The following is a 20,455-nucleotide window of genomic DNA, read 5'->3' on the forward strand; positions in this document are numbered from 1 at the left end:
TTTAAACAACACAATTATGATGATGAATAAACCACCTTAGAAAAGGACGGGAAAGTGCTGGAGACACCTTCCCGTACAAGAAACTGATTTCAGTATTACTCATGCAAGTAATTAACCAGGTTTCATACAAAAAAAACTATTACAAATCTATGACAAAGAAAAATATGAACAAAGGATTTAGAAACTCTGTTTTTCTTAATCTTTTAAAAATCAATACCATTAGAGGTCTGTTAGCCGCCGTTTTATTCCTGTCCGCAACAGGCGTATGTAACGCGTCAACCACGTATGCACAGACCGTTTCGCTCTCTCTGCATATAGAGAATAAACCTATACAACAAGTATTACAGGAAATAGAAAAAAACTCAGAATTCAAATTTTTCTATAACAATAAGCAGATTAATTTATCTCATAAAGTTTCTGTAGATATTTTGGAGAAAGATGTGTTTACAATCCTCGATCAAGTATTAAAAAACACAGATATCAGTTATAAGGTTTTAGATAAAAACATTGTGCTGGCTCGTAAAAACATGTTGGATAAAACCAATTTAACAGAGTTACAACAACAGAAACAAAAAACGGTAACCGGTACTATTGTCGATACATTCAACGAACCAATTATTGGAGCTAATATTTTAGTACAAGGAATGACTTTGGGTACAATTACGGATATCGATGGTCGGTTTACACTGACCGAAGTACCTGAGAATGCCACTCTTATCGTTTCATATATTGGATATATCGAACAACTAATCAAGGTTGAAGGGAAAAATCAACTGGCGGTTATATTAAGGGAAGATACGAAAGCCTTAGATGAAGTGGTTGTAGTAGGTTATGGTGTACAAAAGAAGCTTAACCTGACAGGTTCTGTTGAACAGGTAACTTCTGAAGTTTTTGAAAATCGCCCTATCACAAACATATCTCAGGGATTGGTTGGTGCAATTCCAAACCTGAATATAAAAATGGCAGATGGAAAGCCAACTCAGTCTCCTTCATATAATGTGCGTGGTACCACATCTATCGGTCAAGGAGGTAGTGCGTTGGTATTGATTGACGGTGTAGAAGGAGACCCTCGCATGTTGAACCCCAATGACATCGAAAGTGTATCGGTACTTAAAGATGCGGCTTCTGCTTCAATTTATGGAGCACGTGCTGCTTTTGGTGTTGTTTTGATTACCACAAAATCAGCATCCGAAGGAAAAACATCCGTTACCTATAGTGCTAACTTTTCATCCAAATCTCCCACTACTGTTCCGGATAATATTGTAGATTCTTATCCATGGGCACAATCGTTCAGCGATGCATGGTCAAGATGGAATGACAATGGAAATACGCCTACGGCAGTAAACAAGACAATGACATTCTCACCGGCTTATTTAGCTGAAATCAAAAGAAGATGGGAAGACCCTTCTCTACCCAGAGTCGAAATAAATCCTACTACGGGCGCGTACGAATATTATTACAGCACCGACTGGTATAAAGAGTTATATAAAGATAGTTTCTTCGCACAAGATCATAATCTATCCATGTCTGGAGGTAATAATTTAGCAACCTATTATGTAGCTGCAAGATATAACGGTGAAGATGGGCTTTATCGTTACAGTCCGGATAAATATTCCATGTATAATATTCGTGGAAAAGGAACCCTTCAGTTGACAAAATGGCTGCAAATCGACAATAATATTGAATACTCTTCTATGAGTTATTATCAACCGATCAATGTTGGTGAAGGTAGTAATATCTGGCGTAACATTGCCGATGAAGGTAACCCTTTAGCCCCACTGCTCAACCCTGATGGAACATTGAGTTTCGTGTCTGCCTATACTGTTGGTGACCGTTACTTAGGAAAAAGCGGAGCGGATATTCGCCAGCGGGTTTTCAAAAACAAAGCCGGATTTAAAGCGGAGTTTTTAGATAAAAGCCTAACTATACGTGGAGATGTAACGCTGCAAAACACAGACTATGACCATGATCAAATACGCGTACAGGTTCCATACAGCAGATACGAAGGTGTTATTGGCTATGCAGGAACAAATACGAATGATTTTGAGGTAAGAAAAAACACGAACGAGTATATTGCTACGAATTTATTTGCCAATTATATAAAATCATTCAGAGAATCACATAATTTCAATTTTTTAGTGGGATGGAATTATGAGCAATCTACGTATAAAAACTCAACAGTTCGCCGTAACGGTATTGTGTATGAAGATGCAAGCGACATCAACCTTGCGCTTGGAAATAACATAACAACCACAGGAGGATATAGAAAATGGCGTGTAGCAGGTGGATTCTTCCGTGTAAATTATAATTTCAAAGAACGCTACCTTCTCGAAGTTAACGGGCGATATGATGGCTCTTCCAAATTCCCGGATTCACAGCAATGGGATTTCTTCCCATCTGCCTCAGTGGGTTGGCGTCTCTCCGAAGAAGCTTTCTGGCAGGTAGATCCTAAAGCTATCTCTAACATAAAACTTCGTTTATCTTACGGATCATTAGGAAATGGAACAATTGATCCTTATACGTTTAGTGAAAACTTTAGTATTAAGCAATCCGGACGTATCCTTAACGGAATCCGTCCGCAACAAACGTCTCAACCAAACGTTATCCCACATAGTTTAACATGGGAAACTGCAACAACAGGAAATATAGGGTTAGACATAAGTAGTTTAAACAATCGTCTGAGCTTTGCCGGAGACCTTTACCGCAGATGGACGAAGGATATGTACACAGTAGGACCAACTGTTCCGGCAATCTTCGGTACAGGAGTTCCCAAAGGTAATTATGGTGCTATGAGAACTACCGGATGGGAAATTTCGGTAAACTGGATGGATAAATTCAATGTCAATAACAAACCATTGAACTATAATGTAAGATTTACTTTGGCCGATTATCAGTCTGTTATTACCGACTATTACAACCCGGACAAGAACCTGAGCGACTATTATGTTGGTCAGAAGATTGGAGAAATTTGGGGTTATCGCGTAGAAGGTCTGTTTAAATCACAGGAAGAAATTGACAACTCCCCTTCACAATCCAATATTTTGGCGCATAATACACGCAAGAATCATGTAGGAGACCTGAAGTTCAAAAATCTGGATGGAGATGATATTATTTATCATGGCTTAAACAGAGCAGATGACTCGGGAGACAAAACAATTATAGGAAATAAAGAACCAAGATATGTATTCGGTCTTACACTCGGAGCTGATTGGAACGGATTCTTTTTCTCTTCATTCTTCCAAGGAGTAGGAAAACAACAATGGTATCCTTCTAAAGAAGCTCGTTTCTGGGGACAATATAATCGTCCGTACAACGACTATCCACGTTGGCAGGAAAATCAACAATTCCGTCCCGAATTAAATAATTTTGATGCTTATCTTCCATTACTTTCCGGATATACAGCACAGAATTCAAATGGCCAACTCAGTTTACCAAACGACCGATACCTACAAAACGTAGCTTATATTCGTTTAAGAAGTTTGAATATCGGTTATACAATTCCTAAACGGTTTACAGAGAAAATCAAAGCTCAGGATCTAAGAATCTATATCTCCGGGGAAAACCTGTGGACGTGGTCGCCATTGTATAAAAAAACAAAAGATACAGACGTAACTAATATCTGGGGAGCAGGATCTGAACTAACCGGTGTCGATAGCGACAAAACTCGTACTGATGGCGATGGATACGGTTATCCTGTTTTAAAGGCAATTACGCTTGGTTTATCTGTAAACTTCTAATATAAAAGACAATATGAGAAATATAAATAAATATATACAGCGCATTGCCGTCGCTTTATGCATCTCGGCAGGCTTAATTAGTTGCGACTTAAATGAAATGCCAAAAGAAACAGCATCTAATGCTGCCATATTTGGATCAAAAAATGGTCTGGAACTATACTCTACTTCTTTTTATGAAATATTACCTACACCTTATGATGGTGTTTTCATGGTTGATGACAATTCGGACCTTATTGCCCGAAACGGAGTAGACATACGATTTGTACCCAATGCTTTAAGCCCCTTAAACAGCGGTGGTTGGGATGTAAAAGACAACTGGGACAGATTGAGAAATCTTAATTATTTTATTGAAAACTGCGAGAAGAGTTCTGTTGCGGAAAAAAATCATTATTTAGGTTTAGCCCGCTTCTTTCGCGCTTATTTCATGTTTGAAAAAGTGAAACGTTTCGGAGATGTTCCCTGGATAGATAAAACTATTGAGGTAAGTGATGAGGAGACGTTATACGGAACACGTACAAATCGTTTTGAAGTAATGGATAAAATTCTGGCAGATCTTAATTATGCTATTGAAAACATCACATTGGAAGTGGATCCTTCTTCTACCAACATTACAAAAAATGCTGCAAGAGCATACAAAACGCGCGTATGTTTATATGAAGCTTCTTTCAGAAAATATCACACGGGTTACGGAAAGCAAAGTACAGCAAACGAGTGGTATCAGGAAGTTATTAGCACAGCCGATCAGATTAAGGGCTTCTCTTTACGTCAAGGAGCAAATGTATATCGCGACATGTTCCTGCAAAAGGTTCCTTATATTGAAGAAACAATTCTTGCCGTTGCTCTGGATGGCGCGTTACAAACATACAGTTCCAGAAACAGAAAAACTATCAGTCCGACTTATGGCAACAGACCGGCTCTGACTCGTCGGTTTATTAATACTTATCTGAATTTGGATGGTACTTCCTTTACCGACAAGCCGGCATATAAAACAACTCCTTTTGTAGAGGAAGTTAAAAACCGTGACTTGCGCTTAAAACAGACAATTCGTGTGGGAGATTATAAAAGAACAGAAAACGGTGATCCGATTGCCGCTCCAAGTAATCTTGATCAGTCTTATACCGGCTATCAACTTATTAAGGGTTGTTATGACGAACGTTTCCCTTACGATGACGAGAGTCGTAATGAGAACGCACATATTTTATTCAGATATGCTGAGGTTCTTTTAAATAAAGCTGAAGCATTAGCCGAATTAGGTACTATGACGGATACTGACTGGGCTAATACGATTGGTGCACTTCGTGCCCGTGCCGGCATTACAGGATCTACATTAACTCAAAAACCAACCGTTGCCGATCCTTATATGGTGGACTTTTATAAAAACAAATTCTCTGATCCGGTATTGCTCGAAGTTCTTCGTGACCGTGCTATCGAAATGATCACCGAAGGTTTACGACCGGACGATTTGACACGATGGAGATTGGCAGAATTGTTTGCCGAAGCTCCAATGAATGGAATGTATGTGCCGGCATTAGGAGAGTATGATCTAAATGAAGATGGAATTATGGATGTTTGCTTCTATCAGGGTGAAAAGCCTAAAACGGCAACTGCAACTGTATTTGTGGACGTTTCGTCTTCCGGAGTAGGAAAACGAATACTGTCTAACGGTACATCCGGAGAAATAATATGGAATCCGGGTGAGCGCGAATGGGCAGAAAAGAAGTACCTTTACCCCATACCTGAAGCACACAGGATCAAAAATCCTAATTTAGGACAGAACCCCGGATGGGAATAATAATGGATCACACATAATTATAAACTAAGTCTTATGAAAAAAATTTTAATTGTACTCCTCTCTGTTTTATGCGTTTCCGCATATAGTCAACAGAAAGCGAATATCAACGTAGGTTCATTCAACCTCCGTATGGATACAGAAAGTGATAAGGAAAATGCCTGGCCAAACAGGAAAGAAATGGTTAAGTCATTGCTTTTGTATCATGAGTTCGATATCTTCGGAACACAGGAAGGTTTCAAGCATCAGTTGGATGGTATTTTGGAAACGGGTAAATATGCATATATCGGAGGTGGACGTGATGATGGTAAGGATGCGGGAGAGCATTCGGCTATTATTTACAATAAAGAACGCTTCAAGGTGTTGGATAATGGTGATTTCTGGTATTCGGAAACTCCGGATGTGCCCGGCAAAGGATGGGATGCGGAATGTTGTAACCGGATCTGCTCATGGGGAAAGTTCAAAGATAATGTAAGTGGAAAGGAATTCTTTTTCTTTAATTCGCATTATGATCATCAGGGTAAAGTGGCACGTAGAGAATCATCCAAACTCTTACTTAAAAAGATGAAAGAAATAGTTGGTTCCTCTACCTTCTTCTGCACGGGAGACTTTAACGCAACACCGGATGACGAACCGATCCAGATTCTCTACGCCGATGGTATGTTTAACGACTCAAGAAAAATAACCAAGCAACCGCCTTATGGACCGGAAGGAACTTTTTCTGCTTATAAATTTGACGCACCAATGAAAAACCGGATCGATTATATCTTTGTTTCAGCCGATGTTACTGTAAATAAATACGCCGTATTAACAGACAGCAAATTCGGTCGCTACGCCTCAGATCATTTCCCGGTACTCATAAACGCAACTTTCTAAGTTGCAGGAAGAAAATAATTGAGGAAGGCCGTAACGAACAAGTTTTATCGTTACGGCTTTTTTATATACATACGCTAAAAACTATCCTGATACATAGTTTAATATAATGATCAAATGGCTTTTTTAGCTATTTTTGTGAAAATAAAGATAAGAACATGACTTACGAAGAAACGCTGCACTACTTGTATACCAGCATTCCTGTCTTTCAGCATATTGGCGGAGACGCTTATAAACCGGGGTTAGATAGAAGTTTAGCGTTAGATAAACAGTTGGGATTTCCTCAGCAAGCTTATAAGAAAATTCACGTTGCCGGAACGAATGGAAAGGGTTCTACAAGTCATTTGCTGGCAGCTATATTACAAGCAAGCGGATATAAAACCGGACTCTACACATCGCCTCATTTAGTGGATTTCAGGGAACGTATCCGGGTTAATGGAAAAATGATCAGCGAGGAATACGTTATTGATTTTGTTGAACATCACCGCCCTTTTTTCGAATCTCTTCAGCCTTCTTTCTTTGAACTTACCTCCTCACTTGCCTTTGATTATTTCCGCTCAGAAAAAGTTGATTTTGCTATTATAGAAGTTGGCCTGGGAGGGCGTTTAGATAGCACCAACATTATTACTCCTGAATTAAGTATCATCACCAATATAAGTCTTGATCATACGCAGTATCTGGGAAAAACACCGGAGGCTATTGCTTTTGAAAAAGCGGGGATCATCAAATCCGGTGTTCCTGTTGTAATTGGTGAATGCGGAAATGAAGGCGTTAAGCATGTCTTTGTTGAAAAAGCAAAAGAATTGAATGCTCCTATACTTTTCGCGGAAAAGGAAGATGTACTTCAGAGAACGTCGTTAACTGATAACGGACAATGGATCTATCTTTCAACGGATTTCGGCCAGATTACCGGAGAGTTAGGAGGTGCTGTTCAGATACATAACACCCGGACTGTATTAACGGCTGTAAGACTGTTGAGGGATTTAGGCGTGGTAATATCGCCGGACGCTGTCAAAGAAGCATTTGCTCATGTAGTGGAACTAACCGGATTAATGGGTCGGTGGCAAACTATGCAAGAGTCTCCACTTGTGATCTGTGACACCGGGCATAACATCGGTGGGTGGGAATACCTTTCCGTTCAGTTAAAAGAGAAACAAAAAAATCACCCTTCACTTCGCATGGTGGTGGGGATGGTAGATGATAAAGATATAAATGGGGTTTTAAGCCTCATGCCAAAGGATGCGATTTATTATTTTACGCAAGCTTCCATAAAAAGAGCCATGCCCGTAGATAGTTTTGCCGAGATGGCCCACAAACATGGGCTGGAAGGTTCCAACTATCCTACGGTGGAAGAAGCAGTACAGGCTGCTCTTACCGATGCCGATCCGGCCGATCTGGTTTTTATCGGAGGAAGCAGCTTTATTGTCGCGGATGCGATTCCTTTATTCAGCAATTCAAATAACTTAATAAATAATTAATCTATGACTGAGATCATACAAAAAAAGTTGAATGATTCGCCCGTAGCACGTTGGAGTGTACTGGCAATCGTATCGTTAACAATGTTGTGTGCATACTTCCTGACGGATGTAATGGCACCCATGAAAACTATGCTGGAACAAGAATTCGGTTGGAGCAGTTCGGACTATGGTTTTTTCACCAGCGCTTATGGTTGGTTCAATGTGTTCTTATTTATGCTGATCATCAGTGGTGTGATTTTAGATAAGATGGGGCCACGATTTGCCGGTATTTTAGGATGTGTCTTTATGCTTGCCGGCTGTTTTATAAAGTATTATGCTGTTTCTTCGTTTTTCACGCTTGAAGGTGAGTTGTTCGGAATCAGCTTACGTGTTTTTGCCGCCGCTATCGGATTCGCTATTTTCGGCGTGGGGGTTGAAACAGCGGGAATTACTGTTTCTAAAATTATCGCCCGTTGGTTCAAAGGACACGAAATTGCGATGGCTATGGGATTAGAAATGGCTATGGCACGTATTGGAACGGCATTGGCTATGTCTGTTACCGTTCCATTCGCTAAGCACTTTGGAAGTATCTCCGCACCGATATTATTGGCGTTAGTACTTCTTTGCATAGGGCTTTTGTCATTTCTCTTGTTCTGCATCATGGACCGTAAATTAGATGCTTCTCTTGGGGAAACCGAAGTGAATGAAGAAGACTCCTTTAAATTCGCGGATATTATTTTTATTATTAAGAATAAAGGTTTCTGGTTAATCGCGATCTTATGTGTTCTGTTTTATTCGGCCGTATTTCCATTCTTGAAATATGCCACGCAGTTGATGGAGATCAAATACCAGGTTGATATTGAACTCGCGGGGATAATCCCGGCATTATTGCCGTTTGGTACGATTCTGTTGACTCCGCTGTTCGGAGGGATCTATGATAAAAAAGGAAAAGGAGCTACGATTATGATGATCGGTGCTTTCCTGCTGATTATTGTACACCTCCTTTTCTCTTTGCCTATTTTAAATGTTTGGTGGTTTGCTACGATTATCATGATTGTGTTAGGTATCGCGTTTTCTTTGGTGCCGAGTGCGATGTGGCCTTCTGTGCCGAAAATCATTCCGGAAAGACAATTGGGAACAGCCTACGCGCTTATTTTCTGGGTACAAAACATCGGACTCATGTTGGTGCCTTTACTGATTGGTTGGGTATTGGAAAAGTATTGCAAGACTAACGATCCTTCAGCACCTTACGATTATACACTACCAATGGTAATCTTTACCTGCTTTGGTGTGTTGGCTGTATTTGTAGCTTACCTGTTGAGACTTGAAGACAAGAAAAAAGGTTACGGCCTTGAAAAACCGAATATAAAGTAATAAGATGATTTGTTTTCCGAATGCAAAGATCAACCTGGGGTTGAACGTTACAGAGAAACGTCGGGACGGGTATCATAATATAGAAACCATTTTCTACCCGATACCTGTCAAGGATGCCTTGGAGATTGTTCCTGCCCGGGAGTTTTCTTTTTCTCAGACGGGAATCGCAATTGATGGTCCGGCCGAGAAGAACTTAGTAATGAAAGCTGTCAACCTGATGAAAGAACATTTCGATATTCCGCCATTAGATATTCACTTACTGAAAGCGATTCCTTTTGGCGCGGGATTAGGAGGAGGTTCGGCTGACGCGGCTTTTATGCTAAAGCTTCTGAACGATTTCTGTTCATTGGGTCAAAATGAAAAAGAGCTTGAAGCATTGGCAGCGTCTATCGGTGCGGATTGTCCTTTTTTCATTCGTAACAAACCGGTCTTTGCATCCGGAACCGGAAATATATTCACTCCCGTGAATGTATCTCTTACAGGTTATATGTTGTGTCTTGTCAAACCGGATATAGCCGTTTCTACACCGGAAGCCTATTCATTGGTTAAGCCGGCTTTTCCGGAAACAGGTGTAAAAGAAATTATAAGTCGCCCTGTATCTGAATGGCGGGAATTATTGGTTAACGACTTTGAGGAAAGTGTTTTCGCTCGTCATCCACGGATAGAGCAGATAAAAACAACGATGTATAAAACCGGTGCGGCTTATGCGGCAATGTCCGGCTCCGGTTCTTCTGTGTTCGGTTTGTTTGAAAAACCGGTTTCATTAAAAGAAAACTTTCCCGATTGCTATGTATGGGAAGGTAATTTACCTTAATTAATAACGTTAAAACGAATGAAGAATAAAACGAAATATGTAATAGCACTATTGTGCGCGGCATTCACCATGCAAGCGGCAGAGGATGTTAAAATACAGCAATACAAACATGCCGGTCCGTTTACGGTTAATAAACCGGTATTGGCAGACAGCCTGAATGTAAATGGTAAACCTTTTGAAATAAAGAACCTGCTGAAAGCCACTTTGCCTTCAGACCTTGCCTTGAAACAATATCAGGTATTAGAAGCAGATACGGCAGGCAAAGTAAGCTTTACCTCACCGGAGAAAGGATACGCACTACACCTCTTCTCGTTCTATCTGAACAGCGACCGTTACGTAAAAGGCAATCTGGAAGTATCGGGAGCTGGCGAAATGGAAGTGTTTGTCGATAATAAATCGGTAGGAAAATCAGCCGAACTGAAATTGGAGCCACGTCGTTATGAGGTGGTTATTAAATACCTGACCGCCGAATCGGATACTTGCGCGCCTTACATACAGTCTGTTTTCAAAACAAAAGACACTGCAGAAGTAGTTGCTTCTCTAAATTCGGAACAACGTTATACACTGAAAGCAATGATTGAGGGTAAAAACCTCAGCGGTGTAAGTGTTTCGCCCGACGGGAAACTGGCATTGGTGAAATACACCACACAGTTAGAGGGTGGCAAGAGCGAGCGATTCGCACAACTAATCGAAACAGCTTCCGGAAAAGTTAAGCTACAGAGCGACGGCTTCCTCAACAATGCCCGCTGGATGCCGAAGAGCAATGCCTTATACTACACGCGAACCGGTTATAACGGTACTGAATTAGTAAAATTGGACGTAGCAACGATGCAGGAGGTTGTTCTTGTAAACGCATTGCCGGAGAAGAACCCATATTTCGCACCCGATGAACAAACACTTTTCTTTATGGTAAAGGAAGAAGGACCGAAAGAAGGGAAAGAACTTATACGTGTTCAGGAGCCAAGCGACCGCTTACCCGGATTTCGTGATCGTTCATTTATCTGGCGCTACGATTTGCAGTCCGGATTATACGAACAGCTTACCTACGGACATAACTCAACCTATATCAACGACATTAGCTTAGACAGTCGCTATATACTGTTCAGCACCAGCGAGCGTGTTCTAACCGCTGTGCCACATTCACGCAACTCGCTTTATAAGCTGGATTTACAAACACTGAAAACAGATACACTTTGGGAAAAAGCTCCTTTCATTAATCAGGCTTCTTTCTCTCCCGATGGGAAACAATTGCTTGTATCCGGAGCAGGAGCGGCGTTTGATAATATCGGACTGAATATTCGTGAAGGACAAATCTGCAACACCTATGACGGACGCCTTTATACCTACGATATCGCAACTAAAAAAGCGACCGCGTTGATGAAAGATTTCAACCCGAACTCAATCCGTGCCGTATGGAGTCAATTCGACAAACAAATTTATATCCTGACGGAAGACAAGGATTATCAAAACATCTACGTCTGCAATCCGACAAACGGTAACCTAAAAAAAATAGAAACAGGAGAAGATGTAATTCTCAACTTTTCGTTGGCCGAAACGGCTCCGGTAATGTACTATTACGGACAAAGCGTTTCAAACGCTAACCGCCTATACTCATACAATACAAAGACAAATAAGCGTCAATTGGTGAATGATCTCTCGGCCGAAAGACTGAAAGATATCAAATTGGGCGAATCTCACGATTGGAATTTCACCTCTGCCGATGGAACCACAATCGAAGGACGCTACTACCTGCCGCCCAATTTCGATCCGGCAAAGAAATACCCCATGATTGTTTATTACTACGGAGGCACCTCTCCTACCAACCGTATGCTTGAAATGCGCTATTCAATGCACATGTATGCCGCTCTGGGTTATGTGGTTTACACGTTGAATCCAAGCGGAACAACCGGATTTGGACAGGAATTCGCCGCGCGCCATGTAAACGCCTGGGGTAAGGTTACTGCCGACGAAATCATTCGCGGAACCGAGCTTTTCTGCAAAGAACACACCTTTGTTAACAGCAAAAAGATCGGTTGTATCGGGGCAAGCTATGGCGGATTTATGACGCAATACCTGCAAACCCGTACCGACTTGTTTGCGGCAGCAGTAAGTCACGCCGGCATCAGTGCCCTAAGCAGTTATTGGGGAGAAGGATATTGGGGATGGGGTTATTGCTCCGTTGCCAATACGAACAGTTATCCCTGGAATAACCCTGAACTATTCGTAGAACAAAGTCCGCTGTACAATGCGGATAAAATTAAAACACCCTTACTGTTATTGCACGGAAACGCGGACGTAAACGTTCCTGTAGGAGAAAGCATCCAGATGTTTACGGCCCTTAAACTATTAGGTAAGACAGTAGAGTTCGTACAAGTAGAAGGAGAAGATCACGGTATTGTAGGCTACAGCAAGCGTATCGGCTGGCAAAACAGCATCTTCGCCTGGTTTGCGAAATGGTTGCGAGACGAACCTCAATGGTGGGACAACATGTTTCCCGCTGCTCCGGGAGAAGCCAGATAAAAACCCTCAAAAAAAAATAAAAACGGTCTGTCTCTACCACAATAGAAACAGACCGTTTTTTTGCTCAAAACTATACCACATATTTAGAGGCTAAAACACATAGTAATGTCTTTAAAAACATAAAGGATATTTTTTCAAACATAAAGGATATTTTTTCAAAAATAACCTTTATGTTTTTTCACGCAAAATAAGCATTGATTTTCAACACTTTACAAACACGCATTATCGGCCGTATTTTCACCTGTTTTTCACATAAAAACTGCACTTAGAAAATACTATACGTCAATGAAGCGGCAAAATTAAGCTTTGGGTTATTTATCGTAGATTCCCAACTCTTGTCATCTTCAGAGAATTTAAAATAATAATAATTAATTCCTGCATTTGCACTAATGCGCAGTTGTGGAGATAAATAATAGTACATAGAAAAACCCAAATTTGTGTTAGAAAAGGTTTGGTTGTAGCTATCATCGTTCAAAAAGTTAAAATCTTCTCTCAATGTAAGTGTCATATAAGTTCTGGAGTTTGGATAATATCCCAACCCAAGGGAGCCTCTTAATGAAGTAGACCAAAAAGTCTCATCTATTCCTCTATTACGACCTACCACCTCTTCCGCTTCCACAAAAGCAGAATGTTGCCAATATAAGTTTACCGGTTTTTCATAGGTATAATTAACATAAGCACCACCTTTTAGAGAAGAGTTATATATTTTATCATCTTTATATTCCCATCTACTCCAAGCAAAAGCAGGTGATAATCCTACAGAAAAACGACTCCCTGAAAGACGAGTAATCAATCCTGCATACAGCCAATTATCATATAACGTTGTAAAATAACGAGAATTATTCTGTTTATCAATAATATCATTTGCCAGCAAAAAAGAGTCTACGGTAGCTATTTCATCAATCAATTTAAGTCGAGTATCAAAATGGCGTTTGTGTTTTACAAGAGTCATACATTCAGCTAATTGATCAATCACATCATGTGTGATGTTATTCACAGGCACTCCCTTGCTTGCTAAATCTTCCAACAAATAAACGGCAAGGCGCGCATCTTCAACATGCTCAATTCTTCCTTTTCCATATCCTAAGCGGAAAGATGTTATCATATTATAAGTCTTATTGTCAAATTCTTGCTCTCCGTTCTCTTTTTCCCTTCTATTATCTATATTCCCTGAAATAGAAGGTGAAAATTCTATGAAATTTTTATTTGTGAAATAATAACGAGAGTTGTCAGCCAAACTAATAGAAATCTTTAATTTATTGTTTTTTGTGAGAATGATATCATCATACTTATCCGTCAAAAGATTCCCATCAAAAGACAATGATAAAAAACGTTCGCTTTGTTTGCTTAAAGAGTTCTGTTCCTTTTTATACATGAGAGATAAATCGCCACTCCAAAACGAGCTTTTGTTTTTATTATCAACACCATCATCCCACTTCTGTTTACTCGAACTGAAATTTCCCGCCGTATTAAACATAAATTCGAGTGATTGTCTTTTATAGTCCGGATTCACATATTGATCCAGGCTATAATTATCAAACTGAGCATAGCTGCTAAAACAAACTAAGCCAGCAAAAAATAGTATCAATACTGTTAATCTTTCCATAATGGTAAAAATTTAATAGTTAGCAATTAAGCCAAAAATAACGAATATTCAACGGTATATATAATAAAAAGTAAAAAAACTACTTTTCATCGGTGAATTTTAATTAGATCGGAAAAGAAGACTTCTCTCTTATTGATCAAAAGTTCTGATATTAAGAGGCTGACTATTGGTTAGTCGGTCTTTTACAAGCAGAAGGGGCTGCCTCAAAAGTGAGACAGCCCCTAATTATTGTTATAAGAAGTTTATTACTCTTCTTCCATTTTCATATTGTGAAAAACGTTTTGCACGTCTTCATCTTCTTCCAGCTTATCGAGCAGTTTATTAAGAGACTCGCGTTGTTCGTCGGTAACCTCTTTCATATCATTAGGAATACGCACAAATTCCGCGCTGTTTATCTCGTAGCCGCTTTCTTCCAGGTATTTCTGAATAGCTGAGTTTTGAGCAAATTCACCGTAAAGGATGATGTCGCCTTCGTCTTCTTCAACTTCATCAACACCGAAATCAATCAGTTCTAACTCCAGATCTTCAAGTGAAACACCGTCTTTCTTTACAATATGGAATACGCATTTATGCTCAAACAAGAACTCCAGACTACCGGAAGTACCTAATGATCCTCCATGCTTATTAAAATAGCTGCGTACGTTGGCAACTGTTCTGGTTGTATTGTCTGTTGCTGTTTCCACGAAGATAGCTATACCAAATGGGCCGTATCCTTCGTAGTTCATTTCCTTGTAATCAGTAAAGTCTTTAGAAGTAGCCTTTTTAATCGCACGTTCCACGTTATCTTTAGGCATATTCTCCTTCTTGGCTTGTTGCATCAACACACGCAAGCGAGGGTTTGTGTCTGGTTCCGGGCCTCCTTCTTTTACTGCAATTGTAATTTGTTTACCTAATTTCGTGAATACACGGGCCATATTACCCCAACGCTTCATCTTTGTAGCTTTGCGATATTCAAATGCTCTTCCCATCTTATTTATTAAGTTTTTATATTTTAATTAACGTAATTGCGCATTAAGTTTCTGCTCCAGATTCGCGCGAATCTTACCCATTATACCGTCGATTTGTTTATCGTTAAGTGTTTTATTCTCATCTTGCAGATAAAAACTAACCGCATAAGATTTTTTTCCGGCAGGCAGATTCTTGCCTTCATAAACATCAAACAGACGAACATCCTTCAGTAGTTTTCGTTCGCTTTCACGCGCTATATTTTCAATCTCTTCAAAACGAGTTGAATTATCAATCAGTAACGCCAAATCTCGTTTTACTCGTGGAAACTTAGACATCTCAGTGAAGGTAACTTTATTCTTGCGTGTTTCCTTCATCAACAACGTCCAGGATATTTCAGCATAATATACTTCAACATCTATATCAAGAGCTTTAGTCAACTTGCGATCTACAATTCCAAGTGTAGCCAATTGTCTTCCCGAACGAGTGGTTACACTCAAACCGACAGAATAGATATCGTTACTAAGATTACCGAAGATCACGCTTTTCGGATTAATACCTAAACGTGTTAGGATATTCTCAACGTACGCTTTCAGCTCATATACGTTTGATTTCTCATCCGGATGAGCCCAATTGTTTTCTACGCGATTTCCTGTAATCCACAATCCCAGACAATATTCTTCACTGAATTCGGCAAGGCTTTCACCTTCTTTCTTCCTGTCTATATCATACCTATAACAGTTCCCGAATTCAAAGAAACGGATATTCTCATTCTTTCGTTTTACGTTGTGCTCAACACTTTCCAATCCGCCAAATAATAATGTCTGACGCATTACACTCAAGTCTGCACTTAAAGGATTCTCGAGTTTTACACAACGAGCGATCGGATAGGTAGAAAGATTCTCGTAATACGCTGAACGAGTCAGCGAGTTATTTAGAATTTCATTGAAACCACCTCCACAGAGTTGTTCGGAGATTAGGTTCTGCAAATCGTAGCTCTTATCTGTTGGTGTTTTATAACTCAGGTTTGATTTCAAGCTGTCGCTGAATTCTATATTATTGTATCCGTAGATACGCAGAATATCTTCTATCACATCCACATCACGCTGTACATCCATACGATACAAAGGTACCTCCAACGTCCAACGTCCGGCGGTTTCTGCAACAATTTTCATCTCAAGACTTGTTAAAATGCTGCGGATTGTATCTGCCGGTATATCTTTACCGATCAAGGTATTCACTTTTGAATGAAGCAGATCAACGGTATACGGTTTTGCCTGTACAGGATAAACATCCTGAATCGGACCGGCAATAATACCTCCGGCCAATTCCTTGATCATAATCGCGGCTCTTTTCAACGCATACATTGTTTCATTAGGATCAAGTCCACGTTCGAAACGGAAAGACGCATCCGTATTTAAGCCGAAACGACGAGCTGTTTTTCGTATCCAGGTTGAATGGAAGTTGGCTGATTCAAGGAATACATCTGTTGTTTGTTCTGTTACGCCGGAATCCAAGCCACCGAATACACCACCGATACACATAGCGTCTTCCGTATTGCAGATCATCAGATCACGTTCGGTTAGTGTACGTTCTATACCGTCTAACGTAATAAATTTAGTTCCTTCCGGTTGAGTCTTAACCACAACCTTATCTCCCTTAATCCTTGCCGCATCAAAGGCGTGTAAAGGACGACCTACTTCGTGAAGCACGTAGTTGGTTATATCCACTATATTATTGATCGGACGCAGACCTATTATTTTCAGTCGGTCTTTCAACCAATCCGGGCTTTCTTTTACAGTAACGCTTCTGATTGTAATACCGGAGTAACGAGGACAAGCCTCTGTATTTTCAACAATTACTTCAATACCTGAAGTAGGGTTTTCTATTTCGAAAGACTCCACCGAAGGTAAAGTCAATGTTCCTTTTAAATTATTTTGTTTTAAATAAGCAGCCAAATCACGTGCCACACCGTAATGCGAAGTCGCATCCACCCGGTTCGGTGTAATATCAACTTCAAGCACATAGTCGCTCTTTACATTATAATAATCCTTTGCCAAAGTTCCGACAATAGCATTTTGCGGCAAAACGATAATGCCTTCATGACTTGTGCCGATACCTATTTCATCTTCGGCGCAGATCATACCATTGGATTCAACACCACGGATCTTTGATTTTTTAATCGTAAAACTTTCGTCACCATCATACAATTTAGTGCCGTTAACAGCAACTACAACCTTTTGACCGGCAGCAACATTCGGAGCGCCACAAACAATCTGAAGCGGTTCTTCACCACCTACGCTTACAGTAGTAAGATGCAGATGATCTGAGTTCGGGTGGTCTATGCAGGTTAATACTTCTCCAATGACGAGCCCTTCCAGTCCGCCTTTGATCGTTTGCACTTCTTCCACGCCTCCGGTTTCTAAACCGATAGAAGTTAAAGCATCCGCTACTTCTTCCGGCTGAAGGTCAAAATCAAGATAGTCCTTCAACCAATTGTATGATATATTCATTGCTTTTTTAATTTACGCCCCAAAGTTAACAAGTTTTTTTTACGGTTAAAAGATACACACCATTATATCGTCTTGAAAACACTACCTTTGCACCTGAATAGAAAACAGATACGAATGAGAATAGATATACTGACGGTTTTGCCGGAAATGATAGACGGAATGATTAACTGCTCTATACTTAAACGGGCGCAGGAAAAAGGCTTGGCAGAGATACATTTACATAATCTTCGTGATTATACGACTAATAAATGGAGACGAGTGGACGATTATCCGTTCGGAGGAGAAGCAGGAATGGTGATGCAGATAGAACCGATAGACCGTGCGATCAGCACATTAAAGGCCGAACGCGCATACGACGAGGTAATCTACACTTCACCGGATGGCGAAACATTCGATCAGCCGATGGCAAACAGTATGTCTTTACTAAATAATATGATCATCCTTTGCGGACATTACAAAGGGGTGGATTACCGGATAAGGGAACACCTCATCACAAAAGAAATTTCTGTGGGCGATTATGTTCTTACCGGTGGAGAATTAGCCGCAGCCATTATGGCCGACGCTATCGTACGTCTTCTGCCCGGTGCTATCGGCGATGAGCAGAGTGCGCTTTCCGATTCTTTTCAGGATAATCTTTTAGCACCACCTGTATATACACGTCCGGCGGAGTATAAAGGATGGAAAGTACCGGACATTCTCCTTTCCGGACACCAACTGAAAATTGATGAGTGGAGACTTCAACAAGCGCAGGAGCGAACAGCCAGACTACGACCGGATTTACTCCAAAAGGATAAATAAAATCAGCAGGGGCGAAAACATTTCGTCTCTATATCAAATTTGTACAACCGGCAAATTTCCGGGGTGTATCAGATATAATATTCAGCCGAATCAACAAGTCCGGCCCGAAGTGCGTATTTCGTTGCCTCGTGGATATTATTGACTTCTAATTTACGGAAGATATTTTTTCGGTGTGTCGTGATCGTGTGGACACTCGAGAAACGTTCGGAAGCGATTTCTTTGGTTGTTTTTCCTAACGCGATTAATTTAAGTATTTCGGTTTCAGTTGCCGTCAATACCGGCTGCTCCTTTAATTCATAGTCCGCCCTACGACTCAACAGCATATTAGAAATGCGATTACAAACATAGCGTTCAGACCGTAACGCGTATTGAACAGCCGCTTGAATTTCTTCCAGCGAAGAATCTTTCAGCACTATACCAAAAGCCTCACTTCCAAAAACAACCCTGCGGATAAAATCTTCAGACAGGAATTCACTGAACAAGATCCATTTCACCTTCTTATACCTTTCCTGTATGATCTGCAACTCTTCAATACTGTTCATATCGAACAACGAATAATCCAGGATAACAACCGAATCGGGGTATTCAGCCAGTTTTGCCAACAGAGCTTCACGGTTTTCGGCTTCAGCTATTTGACTGTAGCCGGAAATCTTATTACATATGTATAAGATCCCGGCTCTTGTTATATCCTGATTATCCGCTAATATAATCGTTTTCATTCCTTAGGAATATAATGCTTGTTTAATGTCATTAAACAGGTCTTCTACCTCTTCCAATCCCACAGACAATCGAATTGTTTTCGGGCTAACATCCATACTCACACGCTGTTCTTCTGTAAAACTGCCAAATATTGTCGTTGCCGGATGAATAATCAAAGACTTGTTATCAAAAAGATTGGTTGCCCGGCAAATCAACTTCAACCGGTTCATAAATGCAAAACAAGCGTCTTTTGAAGCCAAATCAAATGTCAACATAGCACCGGGAAGTGGGCCAAATTGAACGGTACTCAATTTATAATAAGGATTATCCTTGAGTCCGGTATAATTAACCGATTCAATTTTATCTAACGTTTTCATACGTTTTGCCAATTCAAGGCAGGTAGATGCCTGACGTTCGAAACGCAGCGACATGGTTTCCAAGCCCAAGGTCTGCATATAAGCTACCTGTGGAGTCATATACGCACCCATATTCCGATGAATTTCTTTACGCATACGAACCGTAAAAGCATCCGCTCCGAACCGTTCGGCCATTGGAGCAAGCACACGAGACTTAGACCAGTCGAACGTTCCGTAATCCAGAATTAAACCGCCAACACTTGTCGCTCCACCTGAAATATATTTAGTAGATGAAACAACCTCTATATTAATTCCGAACTCATTTGCATGAAAAACAGAAAAAGGAACAACCGTGGTATCTGCCACCAAGGGTATTCCGCCTTCCAGACAAATCGAAGCGAGTTGTTTCAGATCGGCCACTTCCAATTGCGGATTAGTAATGACCTCCAGAAATAAAGCAAATGTATTTTCGTCGATCTGTTTACGCACCTCTTCCGTGTTTTTCAGATCACAAAAGCGAACTTCTACGCCAAATGCAGCCAGCGTCATCTTAAACAAAGAATATGTATTGCCAAACAAATGCGAAGAGGTAACGATATTACCTCCTGCAAAACCGATTGCCATCATTACATTACTGATTGCCGCCATACCCGAATTAAGCGCGGTTACACCTGTCGCTCCCGTGATAGCACGAACTCTCGTTTCAAAATATTGTACTGTAGGATTGGTGATCCTTGAGTAAGTGTGATCCGCCGAGTACCCTAAAAAGGCTGCTTCCATTGCTTCCGCAGTCTCGAATTCAAAGGCAGCCGAATTATATACCGGCATAGCCAATGCATTATACGCATCCGGCTTCTCATACGGGGTATGAAGAAGCCGCGCCTCAAAACTAATCTCTTCCATTTTCAACAAATTCAATCATTAAACACCTTTTATCTCCGCAAAAGTACCATTCAAATCTGTTTACAGAATAT

13 protein-coding genes are annotated in these 20,455 nt (G+C 40.5%); 8 read left to right on the forward strand and 5 right to left on the reverse strand.

Annotated features, from left to right (window positions below):
- Positions 1–149 precede the first annotated feature (149 nt).
- From B9Y81_RS07820 to B9Y81_RS07850, 7 genes are all read left to right on the forward strand, one after another.
- Positions 150–3,737 carry a TonB-dependent receptor gene (locus B9Y81_RS07820; protein ID WP_245832420.1) on the forward strand — a complete coding sequence of 1,196 codons (3,588 nt, stop codon included), beginning with the start codon at positions 150–152 and terminating at the stop codon, positions 3,735–3,737.
- A gap of 13 nt (positions 3,738–3,750) precedes the next feature.
- Positions 3,751–5,529, forward strand: a complete 1,779-nt coding sequence (locus B9Y81_RS07825; RefSeq protein WP_085536420.1) for a RagB/SusD family nutrient uptake outer membrane protein — start codon at positions 3,751–3,753, stop codon at positions 5,527–5,529.
- A 33-nt stretch (positions 5,530–5,562) separates the two neighbouring features.
- On the forward strand, positions 5,563–6,402 hold the full coding sequence (locus B9Y81_RS07830; protein ID WP_085536421.1) for an endonuclease/exonuclease/phosphatase family protein: 840 nt from the start codon (positions 5,563–5,565) through the stop codon (positions 6,400–6,402).
- A gap of 155 nt (positions 6,403–6,557) precedes the next feature.
- Entirely contained in the window at positions 6,558–7,877 is a 1,320-nt protein-coding gene (locus B9Y81_RS07835; protein WP_085536422.1) for a bifunctional folylpolyglutamate synthase/dihydrofolate synthase, read from the forward strand.
- 3 nt (positions 7,878–7,880) lie between these two features.
- A complete protein-coding gene (locus B9Y81_RS07840; protein WP_085536423.1) occupies positions 7,881–9,230 on the forward strand; it encodes an MFS transporter in 1,350 nt (449 codons plus the stop codon).
- A 4-nt stretch (positions 9,231–9,234) separates the two neighbouring features.
- Positions 9,235–10,044 (forward strand): 4-(cytidine 5'-diphospho)-2-C-methyl-D-erythritol kinase, encoded by an 810-nt coding sequence (gene ispE / locus B9Y81_RS07845; protein WP_085536424.1) that lies wholly within the window; start codon positions 9,235–9,237, stop codon positions 10,042–10,044.
- An 18-nt stretch (positions 10,045–10,062) separates the two neighbouring features.
- A complete protein-coding gene (locus tag B9Y81_RS07850) occupies positions 10,063–12,564 on the forward strand; it encodes an alpha/beta hydrolase family protein (protein ID WP_085536425.1) in 2,502 nt (833 codons plus the stop codon).
- A gap of 265 nt (positions 12,565–12,829) precedes the next feature.
- Here B9Y81_RS07850 and B9Y81_RS07855 read toward each other — a convergent pair whose 3' ends face one another.
- From B9Y81_RS07855 to pheT, 3 genes are all read right to left on the reverse strand, one after another.
- A complete protein-coding gene (locus B9Y81_RS07855) occupies positions 12,830–14,170 on the reverse strand; it encodes a hypothetical protein (RefSeq protein ID WP_085536426.1) in 1,341 nt (446 codons plus the stop codon).
- A 245-nt stretch (positions 14,171–14,415) separates the two neighbouring features.
- Positions 14,416–15,138, reverse strand: coding sequence for a YebC/PmpR family DNA-binding transcriptional regulator (locus B9Y81_RS07860; protein ID WP_085536427.1), 723 nt, complete (start codon positions 15,136–15,138; stop codon positions 14,416–14,418).
- Between the two features lie 27 nt (positions 15,139–15,165).
- Positions 15,166–17,628, reverse strand: coding sequence for a phenylalanine--tRNA ligase subunit beta (pheT, locus tag B9Y81_RS07865; protein ID WP_085536428.1), 2,463 nt, complete (start codon positions 17,626–17,628; stop codon positions 15,166–15,168).
- 114 nt (positions 17,629–17,742) lie between these two features.
- Between pheT and trmD the strand changes: the two genes are divergently transcribed.
- The gene (trmD, locus tag B9Y81_RS07870; RefSeq protein WP_085536429.1) at positions 17,743–18,426 is read left to right on the forward strand and encodes a tRNA (guanosine(37)-N1)-methyltransferase TrmD; all 684 of its coding nucleotides are present in this window, start codon (positions 17,743–17,745) and stop codon (positions 18,424–18,426) included.
- A 68-nt stretch (positions 18,427–18,494) separates the two neighbouring features.
- Here trmD and B9Y81_RS07875 read toward each other — a convergent pair whose 3' ends face one another.
- Together B9Y81_RS07875 and B9Y81_RS07880 are read right to left on the reverse strand one after the other, a co-directional pair.
- The gene (locus tag B9Y81_RS07875) at positions 18,495–19,145 is read right to left on the reverse strand and encodes a response regulator transcription factor (protein ID WP_085536430.1); all 651 of its coding nucleotides are present in this window, start codon (positions 19,143–19,145) and stop codon (positions 18,495–18,497) included.
- A 3-nt stretch (positions 19,146–19,148) separates the two neighbouring features.
- Positions 19,149–20,384, reverse strand: coding sequence for a PLP-dependent transferase (locus tag B9Y81_RS07880; protein WP_085536431.1), 1,236 nt, complete (start codon positions 20,382–20,384; stop codon positions 19,149–19,151).
- Positions 20,385–20,455 lie beyond the last annotated feature (71 nt).

The sequence above is a fragment of the Massilibacteroides vaginae genome, from assembly GCF_900178525.1.
GTDB lineage: Bacteria > Bacteroidota > Bacteroidia > Bacteroidales > Tannerellaceae > Massilibacteroides > Massilibacteroides vaginae.

Excerpts from the sequence above, each read along its gene's own strand:
- B9Y81_RS07820 (WP_245832420.1), top strand. The coding sequence starts at position 150 with ATGACAAAGAAAAATATGAACAAAGGATTTAGAAACTCTGTTTTTCTT.
- B9Y81_RS07825 (WP_085536420.1), top strand. The coding sequence starts at position 3,751 with ATGAGAAATATAAATAAATATATACAGCGCATTGCCGTCGCTTTATGC.
- B9Y81_RS07830 (WP_085536421.1), top strand. The coding sequence starts at position 5,563 with ATGAAAAAAATTTTAATTGTACTCCTCTCTGTTTTATGCGTTTCCGCA.
- B9Y81_RS07835 (WP_085536422.1), top strand. The coding sequence starts at position 6,558 with ATGACTTACGAAGAAACGCTGCACTACTTGTATACCAGCATTCCTGTC.
- B9Y81_RS07840 (WP_085536423.1), top strand. The coding sequence starts at position 7,881 with ATGACTGAGATCATACAAAAAAAGTTGAATGATTCGCCCGTAGCACGT.
- ispE (WP_085536424.1), top strand. The coding sequence starts at position 9,235 with ATGATTTGTTTTCCGAATGCAAAGATCAACCTGGGGTTGAACGTTACA.
- B9Y81_RS07850 (WP_085536425.1), top strand. The coding sequence starts at position 10,063 with ATGAAGAATAAAACGAAATATGTAATAGCACTATTGTGCGCGGCATTC.
- B9Y81_RS07855 (WP_085536426.1), bottom strand. The coding sequence starts at position 14,170 with ATGGAAAGATTAACAGTATTGATACTATTTTTTGCTGGCTTAGTTTGT.
- B9Y81_RS07860 (WP_085536427.1), bottom strand. The coding sequence starts at position 15,138 with ATGGGAAGAGCATTTGAATATCGCAAAGCTACAAAGATGAAGCGTTGG.
- pheT (WP_085536428.1), bottom strand. The coding sequence starts at position 17,628 with ATGAATATATCATACAATTGGTTGAAGGACTATCTTGATTTTGACCTT.
- trmD (WP_085536429.1), top strand. The coding sequence starts at position 17,743 with ATGAGAATAGATATACTGACGGTTTTGCCGGAAATGATAGACGGAATG.
- B9Y81_RS07875 (WP_085536430.1), bottom strand. The coding sequence starts at position 19,145 with ATGAAAACGATTATATTAGCGGATAATCAGGATATAACAAGAGCCGGG.
- B9Y81_RS07880 (WP_085536431.1), bottom strand. The coding sequence starts at position 20,384 with ATGGAAGAGATTAGTTTTGAGGCGCGGCTTCTTCATACCCCGTATGAG.